Annotated in this window: 24 protein-coding genes; 21 read left to right on the top strand and 3 right to left on the bottom strand. The window is 39.6% G+C overall.

Annotation, left to right across the window (positions count from 1 at the left end; genetic code table 11):
• The first annotated feature begins 3 nt into the window (after positions 1-3).
• From D5281_RS18670 to D5281_RS25940, 6 genes are all read left to right on the top strand, one after another.
• Complete coding sequence (locus D5281_RS18670; protein WP_160561591.1) at positions 4-804, top strand: hypothetical protein; 801 nt, start codon at positions 4-6, stop codon at positions 802-804.
• Entirely contained in the window at positions 791-1,651 is an 861-nt protein-coding gene (locus D5281_RS18675; RefSeq protein ID WP_160561592.1) for a hypothetical protein, read from the top strand. The genes D5281_RS18670 and D5281_RS18675 overlap by 14 nt, the downstream gene beginning before the upstream one ends.
• Complete coding sequence (locus tag D5281_RS18680; RefSeq protein ID WP_160561593.1) at positions 1,641-2,288, top strand: ABC transporter ATP-binding protein; 648 nt, start codon at positions 1,641-1,643, stop codon at positions 2,286-2,288. The genes D5281_RS18675 and D5281_RS18680 overlap by 11 nt, the downstream gene beginning before the upstream one ends.
• A complete protein-coding gene (locus D5281_RS18685) occupies positions 2,285-2,992 on the top strand; it encodes a tyrosine-type recombinase/integrase (protein ID WP_160561594.1) in 708 nt (235 codons plus the stop codon). The genes D5281_RS18680 and D5281_RS18685 overlap by 4 nt, the downstream gene beginning before the upstream one ends.
• A 1-nt stretch (position 2,993) precedes the next feature.
• Positions 2,994-3,353: a site-specific integrase gene (locus D5281_RS25935; RefSeq protein WP_277935457.1), complete on the top strand. Its 360-nt coding sequence runs from the start codon at positions 2,994-2,996 to the stop codon at positions 3,351-3,353.
• Positions 3,354-3,469: 116 nt separating this feature from the next.
• Entirely contained in the window at positions 3,470-4,039 is a 570-nt protein-coding gene (locus D5281_RS25940) for a tyrosine-type recombinase/integrase (RefSeq protein WP_277935458.1), read from the top strand.
• A gap of 323 nt (positions 4,040-4,362) precedes the next feature.
• On the opposite strand, the gene D5281_RS18695 is transcribed toward D5281_RS25940, so the two are convergent.
• Positions 4,363-5,130 (bottom strand): 4Fe-4S dicluster domain-containing protein, encoded by a 768-nt coding sequence (locus D5281_RS18695; protein WP_160561595.1) that lies wholly within the window; start codon positions 5,128-5,130, stop codon positions 4,363-4,365.
• A 116-nt stretch (positions 5,131-5,246) separates the two neighbouring features.
• Here D5281_RS18695 and D5281_RS18700 point away from each other — a divergent pair, with 116 nt between their 5' ends.
• Positions 5,247-5,687, top strand: a complete 441-nt coding sequence (locus tag D5281_RS18700; RefSeq protein WP_160561596.1) for an RrF2 family transcriptional regulator — start codon at positions 5,247-5,249, stop codon at positions 5,685-5,687.
• Between the two features lie 109 nt (positions 5,688-5,796).
• On the opposite strand, the gene D5281_RS18705 is transcribed toward D5281_RS18700, so the two are convergent.
• Together D5281_RS18705 and D5281_RS18710 are read right to left on the bottom strand one after the other, a co-directional pair.
• Complete coding sequence (locus tag D5281_RS18705) at positions 5,797-7,137, bottom strand: relaxase/mobilization nuclease domain-containing protein (RefSeq protein ID WP_160561597.1); 1,341 nt, start codon at positions 7,135-7,137, stop codon at positions 5,797-5,799.
• Positions 7,086-7,415: a plasmid mobilization protein gene (locus D5281_RS18710; protein WP_334296625.1), complete on the bottom strand. Its 330-nt coding sequence runs from the start codon at positions 7,413-7,415 to the stop codon at positions 7,086-7,088. The genes D5281_RS18705 and D5281_RS18710 overlap by 52 nt, the downstream gene beginning before the upstream one ends.
• 467 nt (positions 7,416-7,882) lie before the next feature.
• Between D5281_RS18710 and D5281_RS18715 the strand changes: the two genes are divergently transcribed.
• The 14 genes from D5281_RS18715 (at position 7,883) to D5281_RS18780 (ending at position 17,201) form a co-directional block, all read left to right on the top strand.
• Entirely contained in the window at positions 7,883-8,071 is a 189-nt protein-coding gene (locus D5281_RS18715; protein ID WP_160561599.1) for a hypothetical protein, read from the top strand.
• 40 nt (positions 8,072-8,111) lie between these two features.
• The gene (locus D5281_RS18720; protein ID WP_160561600.1) at positions 8,112-8,498 is read left to right on the top strand and encodes a nuclear transport factor 2 family protein; all 387 of its coding nucleotides are present in this window, start codon (positions 8,112-8,114) and stop codon (positions 8,496-8,498) included.
• Positions 8,485-9,027, top strand: a complete 543-nt coding sequence (locus tag D5281_RS18725) for a putative immunity protein (protein ID WP_160561601.1) — start codon at positions 8,485-8,487, stop codon at positions 9,025-9,027. The genes D5281_RS18720 and D5281_RS18725 overlap by 14 nt, the downstream gene beginning before the upstream one ends.
• Positions 9,028-9,053: 26 nt before the next feature.
• A complete protein-coding gene (locus D5281_RS18730; RefSeq protein WP_160561602.1) occupies positions 9,054-9,596 on the top strand; it encodes an AAA family ATPase in 543 nt (180 codons plus the stop codon).
• 24 nt (positions 9,597-9,620) lie between these two features.
• A complete protein-coding gene (locus D5281_RS18735) occupies positions 9,621-9,971 on the top strand; it encodes a DUF2200 domain-containing protein (protein ID WP_160561603.1) in 351 nt (116 codons plus the stop codon).
• A 158-nt stretch (positions 9,972-10,129) separates the two neighbouring features.
• On the top strand, positions 10,130-10,735 hold the full coding sequence (locus tag D5281_RS18740; protein ID WP_160561604.1) for a TetR/AcrR family transcriptional regulator: 606 nt from the start codon (positions 10,130-10,132) through the stop codon (positions 10,733-10,735).
• Entirely contained in the window at positions 10,732-11,220 is a 489-nt protein-coding gene (locus D5281_RS18745) for an ATP-binding cassette domain-containing protein (protein WP_160561605.1), read from the top strand. The genes D5281_RS18740 and D5281_RS18745 overlap by 4 nt, the downstream gene beginning before the upstream one ends.
• An 84-nt stretch (positions 11,221-11,304) precedes the next feature.
• Positions 11,305-11,847 carry an NUDIX hydrolase gene (locus tag D5281_RS18750; RefSeq protein WP_160561606.1) on the top strand — a complete coding sequence of 181 codons (543 nt, stop codon included), beginning with the start codon at positions 11,305-11,307 and terminating at the stop codon, positions 11,845-11,847.
• A gap of 44 nt (positions 11,848-11,891) precedes the next feature.
• Positions 11,892-12,377: a GNAT family N-acetyltransferase gene (locus D5281_RS18755; protein ID WP_160561607.1), complete on the top strand. Its 486-nt coding sequence runs from the start codon at positions 11,892-11,894 to the stop codon at positions 12,375-12,377.
• A 594-nt stretch (positions 12,378-12,971) separates the two neighbouring features.
• The gene (locus tag D5281_RS18760; RefSeq protein ID WP_277935459.1) at positions 12,972-13,511 is read left to right on the top strand and encodes an NUDIX domain-containing protein; all 540 of its coding nucleotides are present in this window, start codon (positions 12,972-12,974) and stop codon (positions 13,509-13,511) included.
• A gap of 358 nt (positions 13,512-13,869) precedes the next feature.
• Positions 13,870-14,526 (top strand): phage head-tail adapter protein, encoded by a 657-nt coding sequence (locus tag D5281_RS18765; RefSeq protein ID WP_330585150.1) that lies wholly within the window; start codon positions 13,870-13,872, stop codon positions 14,524-14,526.
• Between the two features lie 31 nt (positions 14,527-14,557).
• Positions 14,558-15,337 carry a sugar phosphate isomerase/epimerase family protein gene (locus tag D5281_RS18770; protein ID WP_160561608.1) on the top strand — a complete coding sequence of 260 codons (780 nt, stop codon included), beginning with the start codon at positions 14,558-14,560 and terminating at the stop codon, positions 15,335-15,337.
• Between the two features lie 51 nt (positions 15,338-15,388).
• On the top strand, positions 15,389-15,688 hold the full coding sequence (locus D5281_RS18775; protein WP_160561609.1) for a hypothetical protein: 300 nt from the start codon (positions 15,389-15,391) through the stop codon (positions 15,686-15,688).
• Between the two features lie 220 nt (positions 15,689-15,908).
• On the top strand, positions 15,909-17,201 hold the full coding sequence (locus D5281_RS18780; RefSeq protein ID WP_160561610.1) for an MATE family efflux transporter: 1,293 nt from the start codon (positions 15,909-15,911) through the stop codon (positions 17,199-17,201).
• Positions 17,202-17,284: the final 83 nt, after the last annotated feature.

Below are 17,284 nucleotides of genomic sequence, written 5' to 3' on the forward strand. Positions count from 1 at the left end.
TTTATGAATGAATGGAAGAGGGCAATCAACGCGGGTGCTGTCATAGCGGTTATTGGCGTTATGTTTTGCATTTGCTTTGATTCATGGAATGATTTGGTAAGCGCAATGCAAAGCGGCAATAGCGTCTGGTGTGTATACTATTTTACGAGCAATTCCGCTTTCGGAGGAATGTGCAGAAAATATATATTGCCAGTTTTTGCGACACTTCCTTTTGCAGCCAGTTTTTGCGAGGAAAGAAAGAGCAGGGCGGTTGCGTATATTGTTTCCAGAGAGGGAATGCTAAGATACGGCGCTGTGAAATATATCGTAAATATCCTGATGGGTGGACTGGTTGTTGCATTTGGTACGGTTTTGCTGATTTTGTTTTTGCGTACGAGATTTCCGATGACAAGTGATTATTATGAAACATCAGTTGCAGATACCGCAGATTTATTTCATAAGTGGCTGGTGGTTCATTCCCCGGTTCGTTACTGTATGATAGAGACAGCGCTTGGATTTATGCGTGGGATGATATGGGCTGGCGTTTCCATGTTTGTGTCATTATATTTAACGGACAGATTAGTCATTACAATGTTCCCATTTTTTGGGAGCTATGTGATTGTCAGGATAAGTCAGATGTTGTCCATTGATGATAAATTACGGCTTGACCAGATATTGATAGGCAGAACAGTGATTAAGGACAGTGGACACACAGTTATGATTGCTGCCATTGTTTCAGGTGTTTTGGTTTTTCTGATGGGATGTGTTTTTACGAGAAAGATGGCGAGAGGACTTAAGGATGGAATGTTTTATGAAAGCAAATAAGGTATCAAGATATAATATAAAAATGTTATGGGGAAATATAAGAATACCGTTCATCCTTATTATTGTTGTATTGTATGTGATGGAAAGCCTTTCTGCCGTTTCAACCTTCAGCCAGAGCGTGCATATAAATGTTACACCATTTGCATTTGTGTTTTTAATCAATAATTACAGGATTCAGTTTGTCATAGCGGCGTGTGCAGTTATTTTGTTCTGTAATGCCCCATTTGAGGATGAATCTTATCAATATATGATTTCCAGAGCGGGAAAACTGTCATGGGGATTGGGACAGATTCTTTATATTATAAAAACATCAATTCTTTATACTGCTTGTCTGGCTGCTGCGGCGGTTACTCCTTTTCTTGGACATATTACATGGTCAAATGAATGGGGCAAGATTTGGGGGACATTGGGGAAAACAAATGCCGGTGCAGAGTTCGGCGTGGAATTGTCAGTATCTCAGAATATTATACGGCAATATGAGCCTGCCTATGCGCTGGTTATAAGTATCCTGCTGGAATTTTCCTGTATTTTATGTATTGGATTGCTTATTTATTTTGGAAATAAGATGACTGCTAAATCAGTGGGAACATTCGCCGGGATGCTGACCGCTGTTTTGGATATATGTGTTTCAAATGACTGGCTGGACTGGGCATATGGGTTTTCGCCGGTAAGCCTGACGCAGCTGGAATTGTTTAATGGTTTTGCACCAAAATGGGGAATCAATCTGGCATACGCGGAGAAATTTTTCATGATTGCAATCGTAAGTCTCAGTGTATTATGTGTGGTTGCAAATTATAAGGAGAAAGTAATCAGTAGAATCAGCAGGAGGCATATTCATGGAAGATAAATGTGAAATTCTTATAGAGAATGTGACGAAAACGTTTGGCGATCAAGAAGTTTTAAAAACCGTATGTGCAAAATTTGAAATGGGAAAAATATATGGAATTGTAGGAAGGAACGGTTCTGGCAAAACGGTTCTGCTCAAATGTATCTGCGGCTTACTGTACCCCCAGGCAGGGACAGTGACAGTTGGCGGCAGGGTTGTTGGAAAAGATGTGGATTATCCAGAATATATAGGATTTATCATTGAGACACCGGGTTTTCTGCCAAGATATCCAGGGTTAAAAAATCTGAAATATTTAGCGTCTGTCAGGGGAAAGGTTAAGGAAGATGAAATACGAAAATACATGGAACTCGTGGGATTAAATCCTGATGACAAAAAACACGTTGGAAATTATTCGCTTGGCATGAAACAGCGTCTTGGAATTGCACAGGCATTAATGGAAAACCCGGACATTCTTATACTGGACGAGCCAATGAATGCACTTGATAATAATGGCGTTGAAGATATGAGAAAAGTTTTATTGAAGATGAAGGGAAAAGGTAAGTTGATTATTATCGCAAGCCATGTCCGGGATGACATTGATATTCTATGTGACGAAGTGTACGGAATTGATGCGGGGATTATGAAGAAAATACGTTGATTTGTGCTTTAAATTATACATATGTCTATCCGGCAGAAAAATATGTAAAGGTGAGATCCGATTTCTGTCCGTATATATTTACCCACGAAGAAATCCGGCGGCTGTTTGAAGTCGTAGACCATCTCCCGTACTGGGGAAGGTATCCAAAGCACCATCTTATCTATCCAATGCTTTTACGGATACTGTATGGGTGCGGACTACGGTTAAACGAAGCGCTCCTGTTAAAAACAGGGGATGTGGATACCACACAGGGAGTTTTGTATCTCTCAAATACAAAAAATGAAAGCCAGCGCTGTGTTCCCATGTCCGTATCACTTTGGAAATATGTGAATTATTATCTGGAACAGATGGCGTATCCGCCGGATTATAATGGATACTTTTTCACAAGCCCTGACGGAAACCATTACAACAGTACGCCGGTCTATGTGATGATGAAAAAACACATGAAGGCTGCATACATTTCAAGGGAGGATGGCACACCTCCCCGGGTGCATGACCTGCGGCATACATTTGCGGTACACGCACTGGAAAAAATGGACCGGGAAGGCTGCGATCTTTATTATGCCCTTCCTATACTCAGCACTTATCTTGGACATGGAAGCATCCGCAGTACTGAAAAATATCTGCGCCTGACATTTGAAACAAGAGATTCCATAACGGATTCTATGGCCGGGAACTACCATGATATTTTCCCGGAGGTGTGATATGGATAAATACAATGATTTTTCAAGTCTTTTGTCTTCCTATTTTATGAAACATCTGCCATCCCATACTGGCTACAGCCGTAATACAGTTAGTTCTTACAGGGATACTTTTGTACTGCTTTTTCGCTGCCATGAGCAGGTATATGGGAAAAAAGCATCCACCATCCAGTTTTCCTGTATTACGAAAGAATATATAGAAGCATTCCTCGTCTGGCTGGAAACAGAAAGATCCTATACTGCATCCAGCAGAAACCAGAGACTTGCGGCAATACATGCCTTTTTCAGGTATGTATTGATGGACAAACCCTGCATATATGGAACAGTGCCGGTCTGTTCCCGGCATCCGTCTGAAAAAAGCTGAAAAGACACCCGTGGACTATATATCCATACAGGGAAAGGGAATACGCCTCCTTCTGGAAATGCCAGACTGCATGGAACCTGCAGGCCGGAGGGATCTGGCACTGCTGGCATTGATGTATGATTCCGGTGCAAGAGGTTGCGGATTTAAGGACAGGCGATATACAGATACAGAAATCTTATACCGTTAAAGTCACAGGAAAAGGGAATAAAACAAGGATCGTCCCACTCATTCCGCAGACTGCAAATATAATAAAAAACTATTTTTCGGACACAGAACAGATTTCAGCAGAAATGCCGCTGTTTTACAGTCATTCAGGGAAAAAGCTCACCAGAGCGGGAATCGCTTATATCCTGAAAAAATATGCCCGGCAGGCGCGGGAGCAGAATCCTGTTTTATATCCTGATAAAGTGTCTCCGCACACACTGCGCCACAGTAAAAGCATGCATCTGCTGGAAGGTGGTGTCAACCTTGTATATATCAGGGATTTCCTCGGTCATTCTTCCATTACAACTACAGAAATCTATGCACGTGCTAACCCGGAAATAAAAAGAAAGGCAATAGAAGAAGCATCTGCATCCATACTTCCGGAAGAAAAATTTGACAGGCAGGAAAAAGCTGATCTGATTGCATGGTTAAAAGAACTAATTAATAATTATGGAAAGTCTTTCTTCGTAAGATTCCCTTAAAAACGGGAAAAAGACTTTCCATAATAAATCACTATACATAAGCATTGTTGACATACATAGACAATAAACACAACCGCAAGTAACGGAAAAGGCTATCCTCTACTGCGAATAGAGAATAGCCAGTGATCCGTTTGCTTTTTAAACTGATTATTGTTTCCGATTGAACAACCGTTGGACGTGCTTGAATCCTTCGGCTTCTAAGATGATTATAAACCAACACTGCGGATTTTGCAAGAGGGTTTAGGAGATGGGGGTGCTTCGGCACTCCTATTTTTGCGGTTTTTAGACTATATCAGATGGCATTGGATATAACCGGAAGCAAATTAAATATAAAGCTCATTCCCTTTCCTTGTTGAACAGGCTTTTTTCATTGCCAATGCCGCAGCAGAAACCATAGCCCCATTTACTTTACGGGATGACCGCGGGCATTGTACGACACAGCGCATACATGAAATACATCTTTTACTGTCCATAACTTTTGGATTTTCTTTGCTGATTGCCTGTGCAGGGCACTGTCTGGCGCAAAGACCACAGTCTGTGCAGTTATTGCCTGCTTTGGGTACTAAGCCGATTCCAGCCGCTTTCTTGTAGGGGCGATTTCCCGGAATCTGCGGTGTGGAAAGACTGGTCAGATTACTGTTTATTTTTTCTAATATTTTTTTCGCAAAGCTGCTTAATTCTTTTTTATCCTTAGTGTCCGGTCTGCCTGCAGCGTACTGGTGCATAATAGAATGTTCTGCGATGGCGGCAATGGCAGCAATTACCTGAAAGCCGCTTTTTTCAACAGCATCGCTTAATTCAATCAGGGTATCCTCATATGCCCTGTTACCATATACGCAGACAATTACACAGGGGGTATGACTGCCATGAATATTTGAGATTCTCTGAGTGGCAAGGCTTGGAACACGTCCGCCAAAAGACGGAGCTGCAATAAGCGCAATATCATCTTTTTCAAAAATAAGCGAGGAATAATCGGTTTCTGCATTGGACAAATCAATTTTATTTACAGGCAGTCCCCATGTACTTGTTATGGCATCTGCAACCTTTTCCGTTCCTCCTGTCGGGCTAAAAATAATCTGTGAAACTTTCATGCTTATTCCTCCTGTAAATCTAAAATTTACACCATTATAACAGGCGCATGGTGTAGTGTCAAGATTTACAGCAATAAAAATATATGCTACAATCTAGCGGGGAAAGGAGTAATGTCATGCATATCAGTACAAAATGTTCGGTTGCGATTCATTGCCTTATTTTTATTTATGAATATGGGGAAAAGCAGAAGGTAACCAGTGAACTTCTGGCGTTATCAACCGGGATTAATCCTGTCACAATCCGCAATATTATAAGTTCATTGAAAAAGGATGGCATAATATCTGTGAAATTCGGGACAGGCGGAACAACATTGAACTGTCGGCCGGATGAAGTGACCTTATACCATATATGTAAAGCGATAGAGCCAGCCTTTAGTTCCAAACTTATAGGCATTCATTCACTGCCTTCGCAGCTATGCCCCATAGGAAAAAATATCCATAATGTATTGGATTGCTCTTATGAGAAAATAAGAAATGACCTATGCCAAAGTTTAGAAAGCATCACATTAGGAAACATCATATCCGATTATCACCGTATTGAGCATAAGCCAGATTAATATTTATGCCTAAAAGGATATTGAGATAAAATGTAGGGAGTTATGCACACTGTCCACAATGCTTTTTTTGCTTTTAATGCCTTTTCGGGGCTGGATATTACGAGCAGGGTTATTGTCCCGGTCTGGCTGTTCCTGTGCGCCCTAAACACTGGTTCAGGTTCTCCAGTTTCCGATTCAGTGATTTCAGCTCTTTTTCACAGTTTTTGTATGTGGCAGTCAGTTCTTTTTTCTGTGCGGTGAGCTCCTGATACTCCGCTTTCATCTTATCGATGTTCAAGCCTTTTAAGGGAATGCCCCCCTGTTCCAGCATACGCCTTGCGCCGCCATAAAGGATGATCTGGCTCTCATGCTTACGGAAATAAGCGTCAGGGTTTTTGGACTTCTTATAGGCGGTATGATACGCTTTATTTGCCTTGTACTGCTCCGCATATTTGATGATTTCCGCAAGGTCTTTGATGCGGTTCTCCAGCCTGCGGACTGTCTGCTTTGCTTCCTTCCCGGTGGCGGCAGTAGTGGCGATTTTCTGTTCCAGTTCTTTTATAGAGCCTGCTTCATTATATGCCTGTGCCGCAATCTTTAAATTCTCCATCGCCGCCCACCTCTGCAGCCCCGGACTATTCTGGAATTTCTCATCAGAGGTGTCAATCAATCTCTTATCTGCGTAATCCCTTTTCGGGATAACTGCCTTCCGTTCCCGTTTCAGTTCAATCCGTTCTTTGATGCGCTCCTTCGTGTATTCCTTTCCGAGTGACTTGATGCTGCCATGCACAAAACGGTCTTTGCCGAATGGACAGAAGGAGATAAATTTGGGGGCATCTTCCCCAAAAGTTTCTCCTTTTATCTCATAGCCTTCTGCCCGCATCAGGAGCAGAAATTCTTCATAGGTGGAGGATGCTTTGATGGCGGCGTTGATGCCTTTCCTTATCTGTGTTTTCCATGCGGTGCTGTTCTTGTCTGACTGCCATTCATTGTATTTTTTGCCACGCTCCCCACCGGGAATTATGACGGAAAGGTTATGCTCGCTGCACAGCTCGTCACTCAGTTTTCGGATGCGGTAATAGCTTTGCTTGCAGTCATGATATTTATTATGTTCCGTGTTGTCGGCGGCACAAAAAATGATGTGGTTATGGACGTGACCTTTATCAATATGTGTGGTGACAACATAAGAAAATTTTCCCTCTAAAACCTTGTCGGCAAGTTCTTTCCCTACCTGGTGCGCTTCATCAAAACTGACCTCACTGGGAGCGAAAGCCTGTATCAGATGATAGGCTTTGTTGGGGCTGTTTTCCCGGCAGTGGTCTAAGGTATATTTGAAGTCAATCGCTGCGGTTTCCGGCGCACAGGCATAGGAAGAAATATAGATGCTTTCGTCCGTCTTGTCCGGGTTGCATATGTAGGCTACCGCTTTATCAACGGTTGCTGTGACAGCATGGATTTTTGTGTATGCCATATCTGTTTCATCAATTCCTTTACTTCGTCCATATCTTCCTGATAGATGTGGTTTGTGCTGTTAATTCTTTTCGCAATCTGGTTCAGGCTGGAGCTGATCCGTCCAAGCTCCGTATTGTATTCCCGCAAAAAATTGTAATCCACGTCATAGACATATCCGTAGAGAATGAGCTTCCGGAGGAAAGCTGACTTGCTTTTCATGCCGGACAGTTTAAACTTCTCATCAAGGATATACTGCTCCTTATCATCTAAGTGAAATTCGTTCCGGTTGGTGCGGATTCTGTTTGCATTTTTAACACTCCTTTTCTGTTTTTGGGCATAAAAAAACTGCTGTAAATTGTCCGGTTTACAACAGTTTGGTTTCGTGTCTGTTCAGTTGTTTTGGATAGAATTATCCATGTGTTATTGTAGCAAATCTGCGGATAAAGGTCAAGGACTGGCAGAGAAAAAACGGAAAGAAAACCAAAGAGGGTTAGGGATACTTCCCTATGAAAATTTCGTCAAACGGACGGCAGGACGGAATGATGAATTTCGCCCATGTGTCCGGACATGGGATGTGCTTGCTATTCTTTTCAATAATTCTTGATAAATCGTGATAAAACTGATAAATTTAAAAGATTTCATAGAAAAGCCGGGATAACTACGATATTTGCTTTTTAACAAATGAAAGACACTGTTGACCAATTCGGTTATTTGTGATATGCTATTCGATAATAACCGATTCGGTTATTGCTGGAGGTGAGACAGTGGAATTTTCAAGAGATGATTTAGTAGAAGCCAAAAGACAAATTGATTCAACATTGCATAAATTGCGAGAAACAATAAAGACCTTTGAATCCAAAGAAAATTCAGATAAATATAAATCACAAATTACATTAGCCAAAAGACGAGTAGAAGCATTTAAAATTGCGAACCTCTTATTGAAAATGAACTAAGAAAAAGATAATCAAAAGGTTTCGATTGCGGAGGTAAAATATGTTAAGACCAAAAGAAGTTGTCAGTAAGTGGATAGATGCTTTTAATGCTGGTGATGTAGATGCAATCACCAATCTTAACCAAGACAATGCCATAAATCATCAAGTTGCAAATGACTCGGTTGTCGGAAACGATGCTAATCGAGAAATGTTTATAAATGAGTTCAAAACTGCAAAAATGGTCTGTATTGTTGAAAATATCTTTGAAGATGGACAGTGGTCCATTTTGGAATGGAAAGACCCATTAGGTCTGCGTGGGTGTGGATTTTTTCAAATTGTAAATGAAAAGATTCTATTTCAGCGTGGATATTGGGATAAACTTTCTTTCTTAAAACAGTATAATCTTCCCGTTCCGGTACTTAAGGAGAGTAAAAATGCAGTGGATTGATGAAGTTGGCATAAGAATCAAAAGAAACAATCAAGTTTTGTTTGCTAAAGATTCAGAATATTTGCAGGATTTGATTGACTTGTTCCAAAATCAAGATCATAAGGTTATTGCTTTATGGGCGTTTGACTTTGCTGCTGAATCGATTTCAAAACTTGAAGAAAAATATCCCGAAGAAATACGGCCGCGGAATGCACTGATTGCAGCTCAGGAATGGTCAGCCGGTAAAATGAAGATGCGGTTAGCGCAGCGAAAGATTTTGGATTGCCATGCTTTTACGAAAGAGATTGACTGTAAAGAAGATATTGCACATTGTCATGCGATAGGGCAAGCCTGCGCAGTCGTTCACACAGCCAAACATGCAATCGGGTATCCAATCTATGATCTCACCGCTATCATATATAGGCTTGGGATAGATAACTGCATTGAATCAGTCGAGAAACGCAAACAAGAGTACATTGACAGGTTATTTTATTGGAGGGAGCATTTCGGTGATTATAAAGATGACTGGGCAGATTTTATGCTCAAATAGAAAATAATTGTAAGGATGGTATCTACATGAACCAAGGAAGAATTATTATAATTACAGGAGCACCCGGAACAGGGAAAACTACAACGGCATCAATGATTGCGAAAGAAACTGACCTGATAAAATCGGTGCATCTACATACCGATGATTTTTATCACTATCTTTGTAAGGGAGCGATAGCTCCGCATCTGCCAGCATCAGAGGAACAGAATTTAATTGTTATTGAAGCATTCTTGGAAGCTGCAAAACGTTTTGCTCGTGGTGGCTATGATGTAATTGTAGATGGAATTATTGGGCCTTGGTTTTTAGAACCTTGGATGAAGACCGTACAAGAAAATTATGAAATACACTATTTCATATTGCGAGCGAGCAAGCAGGAAACTTTGAAACGGGCGGTCACTCGTACCAAGCTAGATCGGGAAAGCAATATCGAATTGGTGGAAAGTATGTGGAAGCAGTTTAACAATTTAGGACAGCATGAACGTCATGTGCTTAATACAACAGAATATTTGGTTGGCCAGACTGTTTTGAGTATAAAGGAAAAAATCAGAGAAAAATCATATTTGCTTTAGAGTGTAATCATGGAGGAAATTCTTATGGGAAATGAGAAAATATATCGAATGGAGTTTTCAAAAGTTTACCGTCTGCTTGTCAATAAGGCAGAAAAAAAAGGAAGGACACAGCAGGAGGTTGATGAGGTGATTCATTGGCTTACCGGCTACAACAGGGCAGAATTAGAAAGGTTGTCGAAAAACTCAATTACTTATGAAGACTTTTTTCTGAATGCCCCCGAATTGAATGAAAACAGGAAATTGATAAAAGGTGTAGTCTGCGGTGTGCGGGTAGAAAATATAGAAGAACCTTTGATGCAGGAGATCCGTTATTTGGATAAGCTGATTGATGAACTTGCCAAAGGGGAAGCCATGAACAAAATACTGCGTAAGTAAAGGCATGATTTCAAACGAAAAAAACAAGAAAGTGGCAAATTGCATTTAGCAAGCAATTATGCATTATAGATAACAGCCAATCGGTATATTCTGCCGAAAGGGTTCGGTAAATGATGTTTGGGAATATTAATTTTGAAAAGGTATTGGAGGCGGATAGAATGGAAAAATTTTTTGCTCTTTCAAACGAAAAACAAGATACCATACGCAACGCAGCTCTGGCTTGCTTCGCAAAATATGGATACGAAAAGGCATCGATCAATGATATTGCGGCGGCGGCAGGCATCTCAAAAGCGTCTGTTTTTCAGTATTTTGGGAATAAACAGGCTCTCTATCAGTATTTGCTTGACTATTGCACAGGGCAAATGAAGCAAGCCTATGACGCAAACACATTGGAGAAAAATGTGGATTTTTTTGACCGGGTATGGGATGCAAGCGTGATGAAGGTGGAAAATTTGAAAAAGCATCCTTATATCGCATCGTTTATTGCAAGTGCGGCAGCAGAGCAAATGCCGGAATTGAAAGATGCCATATTTTCCGCAACGAATGAAAAATTTATAGAGACACTGGTTTTACATGAGGAAGATTGCAGGAAATTCAAACGCCCAGGGGACGCAAAATTGATGTTTCGGATGTTAATGATGCTTGCACAGGGTATGTCTGTTCAGTTGGAAAATGGGGCGGATTATGATGACATTATGAAGGAGTTTGAAAAAATCCTAAATATGTTGAAATGCAATTTTTACAAGGAGGAATATCTGCTATGAGCGAACCTGTAATCGCCTTAAACAAACTCACCAAAAGCTATGGAAAGCATAGGGGAATTGAGGAAATCAACTTTACGGTCGATTATGGTGAGATTTTCGGCTTTATCGACCCCAACGGGGCGGGAAAGTCCACCACGATCCGCACCCTGATGGGACCGCTGAAGCCCACCGGCGGAACCGCTTCTATTTTTAGATTGGACTGTGGGCGGCAGGCGTCTGAGATTGCAAAAGATGTAGGATATCTGCCCAGTGAAAACTGTTACTACAACAGTATGAAAGTCAAAGAGATGCTTCTTTATACGGCGGAGCTCTATGGAGTGGCAGGTCATAACCGAATGGAAGCATTGGCGGAGCGGTTAAATTTAGATTTGCCCAGAAGGATTGGCGACCTATCTTTAGGTAACAAAAAGAAAGTCGGCATCATTTCGGCCTTGCTGCCCTCCCCAAAGTTACTTATCCAAAAGGAAGTGTTAGTTTTACAATAGTTACTAATCAATAGCCAACTTCCCGTTTATCGGAGGAGGTAGTTAAATAGGGTAATCAATGCTTGTTAAGGAAATGAGGATAATATGAATTATAGGGAATTGCCAGAACGATTAGATAGAAAAGTAATTTATGAAAGTGATTATGTGTGCTTATACGCTGATAAAGTAAAATTATCGAATGGATATATTATAGAAAAATACCACCAGATTCATTACCCACAAGAAGCAATAAGCATTGTAGTATTCAACGAAAATGATGAAGTTTTGCTGATTCATTCTAAGAGGTATACAGTAATGCGTTTGGAATGGGAAATTCCAGCAGGACGCATTGAAGTTGGAGAATCAAAGGAGGAGGCTGCACATCGAGAATGCATGGAAGAAACAGGGTGTACCGTTAAAGATTTGAAGTTTTTATGTACTCAAAATCCAGCCAATGGAATGTCAGATTGTATATGCCATGTTTTTGCTGCAAGAGTTGATACAGAATCTATGGATTTTGACGAAAACGAAGTCAAAATGAAGAAGTGGGTTTCAAGGGGTAATATTTTGAAAATGTTAAAAAATAACGAAACGAAAGACGGAGTTTCTATCTTAGCATTGCTTTTTGCCTTTGAATTTTATAAATAACGATACATACAATTAACCAAATTCAAATTTGCGAGGAAAAATGTATGATTAGAATAAGACCATATAAAGCTTCGGATGTAAATACAATATTATCGTGGTGTCAAAATGAAAAAGCATTTTATCAATGGACAGCAGGCATACTCGGTAATTATCCGATAACACAAAAGGAATTTTGCTTTGTTGAATCTCTAATGCCGTTTACTGCATTTGATGAAACAGGAATCGTTGGCTTTTTTACACTAAGAAACCCTGATGAATCATTGGATGAACTACGTTTTGGATTTGTTATTGTAAATCCTCACAAGAGAGGAAAAGGCTATGGAAAAGCTATGCTCCGGCTAGGTCTAAAATTTGTATTTGAAACATATGGAGCAAAAAAAGCATCATTAGGCGTTTTTGAGAATAATCTTCCGGCTTATTATTGCTATAAAGCAGTCGGTTTTAACGATACTGTTCTTGATAAGACAGAAACATATTGTGTTCTAGGTGAAGAATGGAAGTGTAGAGAATTGATTATGGAAAATAGATAAATTCCGGTTTGTAAGCTTTTTCCATAGATTTCCCCTGTTTTCGAGGCTTTGCGCTATACCAGTCTTAAAAGAGGTATCCTTTTCCCTTGCTTTTGTCCACATGGGTAAGTCACGAGGGAATGCCACTCCTCCAAGTCGAAGACCTGTGAAGCAGGCTATCTGTACGGGCATGGTGATATCCGCAAAGGCTGCAAGAACGTGAAAAAAGGTGAACTGTAAAGCAAAATTGACTGCAAGAATAATAACTTTTTGATGATGAACATTTCCAAATATGATATGATAGATTTGCAGCGGATTATTTACAAAATCCGAAATGAGATTGTTATGAAAACTTTGATATTAAATGGTTCTCCAAGAATAAATGGTGATACGAGCAGACTTTAAACGTGTTTTTGCGCCAGATTTTTTAGGAATGAAGAACCAATTGTAAAATCTTATAGCCATAACACTCATACAAGACCTGCAATAAATGATAAAAAGACACTTATGGGATTCAAGTATATATGATTTTTTGTAAATAGGGAATAAACCAAGCTTTTTTTTACAGAGTAGGTACAATCAAGAAGAATCGATTATGAAGGTAGAAGATTAAAAATGCGTATTTTATTTGAAATGGACAAAAAAGATTATGTTCCTAACGGAAGCACTTTTAGCAGACCTTCTGCAAGAGCTGTCATCATTCAAGATGGAAAAATAGCAATGGTATATAGTAAGAAATATAATTATTATAAATTTCCGGGTGGAGGAATAGAAGCTGATGAATGTATGGAAGATGCTTTGATAAGAGAAGTACTAGAGGAAACGGGTTTATGTGTTATTAGAGATTCTGTTCAGGAATATGGGCAGGTTCATCGCATTCAGAAAGGCACAAAAGAGGATATTTTTATACAGGATAATTATTATTTCCTGTGTTGCGTGAAAGAGGATATAGAACAACAAAACTTGGACAAGTATGAAGCGGAGGAAGGCTTTACGCTTGAATTCCTGAAGCCGCAACTTGCAATAGATGTAAACAGGAAAACCATACTGGATGATTTCACTCAGGTAATGCTGGAACGAGAGGCACTTGTATTGGAATTACTGATACAAGAGGGATATTTTGAATGGATTGAAGAAGATGATGATACCTTATAAACCGATATGGTAAGGAAAATTGACAATGGACCCGGATACAAACGGATGCAATCAAAGTTGATCTCATTCCGCCGTAACTGACACCGCAGCAGACTTCTATCATTTACGCATCGGAAGGTGATGTACTGAATATGGCATTATTTGGGATGACAGCGAAACAATGGAGAGATATGAATCCGGCAGTGAAAGTTCGTAACATGAGGGAAAAGATATAACACAAGGGAAAGCCTAAGGGCGAACTCACAGGCTATAAATGTAGCATTTTCAAAGGCTTACGGATTTTTTTGAGATAAGATATTACAGCTTGTTGGAGCACTATACAGAGAGCAAAATCGGAATGGTTGGAGGATAATTGATTGTGAATAAGGTATGGTCCGAACGAAATAAAACAATGCAAACGCAAATCAAAAAGAAAGATACTTATGAAGCAGGTATTGAAACATTATTTGATTTGCGAAATCAGTTAATGGAAACCTTAATATCATTTAAGGAGGAATTAAGCAGAGAAGATTTTGACGCAATTCCATTTATAAACGCAGACGGTTATCATAGTAAAACGATTGCATATTCAATTTGGCATGTTTTCCGTATCGAAGATATCGTTGCACATTCATTGATAAGTGAAAACGAGCAGGTGTTTTTTTCAGGTAATTATCAAGAACGTATCAATTCGCCTATCATCACAACAGGAAATGAACTTGTTAAAGACCAGATTGCAGATTTTTCAAAGCGGCTTAATTTGAAAGAACTTTATTCATATATTTTTGAGGTAAAGGATAGCACCGAGAAGATAGTCAATAGTTTATCTTATCATGAATTAAAAAAGAAAATATTAGAAGAAAGAAAAGAATACTTAAAATCATTGAATGTTGTAAGCAATGATAAAAATGCAATTTGGCTGATTGATTATTGGTGTGGAAAAGATATTCGAGGGTTAATACAAATGCCTTTTTCAAGACATTGGATTATGCACGTAGAAGCAAGTCTGCGTATAAAAAATAAGATACATTTATAAGTGCAAATCGCTATTTACGAGGAATATGGATATGTCTGGTTTCGGTATGTTTTCATGGTTTAGTTATCAATTACCCATACAGCAGCGACTGCAAATGATAAGGAGTGCAGGATTTGATGCGGTATCTCTTTGGTGGGGGGATGAATTGGAGGATAAAAATAGTCAACCTGAGATGGCAAGAAAATTGGGACTTGATATTGACTATGTTCATGCACCATGCAGCAATCCGAATGATTTATGGGCAGATGGATTGAATGGTGACGATTATCTTCGTACAATTGCATCGTGCATTAGTGATTGTGAACATTACGATATTCCAACGGTTGTTATGCATATCACGCGCTTATCCTCGAAACCCCCAATTACACAAATAGGTTTAGAGCGAATGAAAAGATTGGTAAATTTTTCTGAAAAAAAGAAGATAAACTTGGCTCTTGAAAATCTGGATAGTATACAACACCTTGATTATGTTTATGAAAATATTAAATCAGAGTATTTAGGTTTTTGTTATGATAGTGGACATGAATACTTTAATCATCGAGATGCTGATTGTTTATCACGATATGGTAATAAATTATTTGCAGTACACTTGGATGATAATTGTGGAGATGATGACATACACCTCCTCCCTTATGATGGTGACATAAAGTGGGATATAATAAAGCAGAAGCTAAAAGAATGCAGCGACATTAGATATCTGACTTTGGAGGTAGATTTTAATCGCAATCATGAAAAAAGTTCATTGTACAAAGACTTATCGGCAAATGAGTTTCTGGCATTAGCATATGAGAGAATATTATTGCTAAAATAGATAAATTTTAGTTTACAGAAGGGGGAAATTATGATTAGGGGGAGAAAAGCTATGGAACACGATGTAAATTTGAATATTCACTATTCGGCACCGCAGGAAATATGGCGTAAAATTGATGATATTTATGAGTCAATGCCATATTGGGACGGAACTGTACAGGGAGCGAAGTGGACAGGGGAAAATATTAATTTGTGGGCATCAGTTGAACCGGGAGGAGTCCAGATTGCAGGGGTAATGCCGGATGATATCTGGGAGGAATGGTATGATGAACTGAAAGAAAAACTGACAGTGGCGCTTGGATATGAAATTGGAGAGCCGGAAGATGGATTTGACTTTAAGTATTGGGAATAAAGCTTTATGCAGGGTACAAATCAAATGGAGAGGGGATTGAATAACTTAAAACAAAAAAATTTCTATGCAGTCTTGACAATAGATTTGTATCTTGTATAATGATAAACGCTCGGAGGGCAAATCATTCTGGGAAATGATAGCTGGATAAGGCATAGGCTGAAATGTCTATTTCTTATCCGGCTTTTATTTTTTGGAAATATTTTAGAAAGGAAGAATGAATATGGACTTTTTGAATGGCAGGTTAAAACCTGTTTATTTGAAGTATCTTTGTGCGGCTTTTGGAAGTGCTATGATAACTTCGGTTTATTCGATTGTTGATATGGCAATCGTGGGAAAATATCAAGGAGCAGAGGGAACGGCAGCTTTGGCGGTGGTTGCTCCGATCTGGAATGTAATCTATAGTTTAGGCTTATTGACGGGGATAGGCGGCTCTGTTATTTTCAATATTATCAGGGGGCAGTCCTCAAATAAGAAAGGTACCGAAAATGAATATTTTACAATGTCCCTTTTAATGTCCTTCGGACTTGCTGCTCTTACATGGGTGGCTGTTATTTTGTTTGAACAGCCCATTTTGCGGTTTGCGGGTGCTGATGATAGACTGCTTGTAGTAGCGGTGGACTATTTGCGCCCTGTTAAATGTGTCTTTCCTGTTTTTCTTCTCAATCAAATGTTAGCTGCATTTTTGAGAAATGACAAAAACCCTGCATTGGCAACGGCTGGGGTTTTGTGTGGCGGTGTTTTTAATATGGTGGGTGACTATGTACTTGTTTTTACGTTTGATATGGGCATAAGAGGTGCGGGGCTTGCAACTGCAATCGGGGCTTGTATTACTTTTGGTATCATGCTGTTTCATTTTGTGTCAAAAAGGAATACTTTAACGATTGTCCGTCCGACAGAAATATTTTTTAAACTCCGAAAAATATTAATTACGGGTTTTCCAACCTTTTTTGTTGATGTCGCCATGGGAATTTTGACAATATTTTTTAACAGACAGATTATGAGATATTTGGGAGCAAATGCGTTGGCTGTCTATGGGCTGATTGTGAATATCAGTACCTTTGTGCAATGCTGTGCATACAGTGTGGGGCAGGCAGCGCAGCCAATTATTTCTATGAATTTTGGCGCAGGAAAAGGGATTCGGATAAAAGAAGTGCTGCGGTATTCTTTGACCACTACACTGATTTTCAGTGTGTTTTGGAGTGTGCTGAGTCTTGCCTGTCCTAACCTGTATGTCTATTTATTTATGAAACCGACAACAGAGATTTTGCAGATTGCCCCGGCAATTATCCGCAGCTATTGTATCTCTTTTACTTTGCTGCCCTTTAATATCTTGTCAACCTATTATTTCCAGGCAATCTTAAAGCCGATGGCGGCATTTATGGTATCTGTTTCAAGAGGGTTGGTGATAAGTGGTGTATTGATTATGGCACTGCCTGTACTTATCAACCCGGATTCTCGAAAACGTGACGATGAATTTTCGCCACACTTAGCCGAATTCCCTGAATTTTATTGATAAAACCACCATTTTGCACTTGATTAACTCATCGTCATGTTTTATGATGGAGGTATAAACATGACGAGGTGATTGTATGTCGA

This window comes from Parablautia muri (assembly GCF_009917485.1).
Classification (GTDB): domain Bacteria; phylum Bacillota; class Clostridia; order Lachnospirales; family Lachnospiraceae; genus Suilimivivens; species Suilimivivens muri.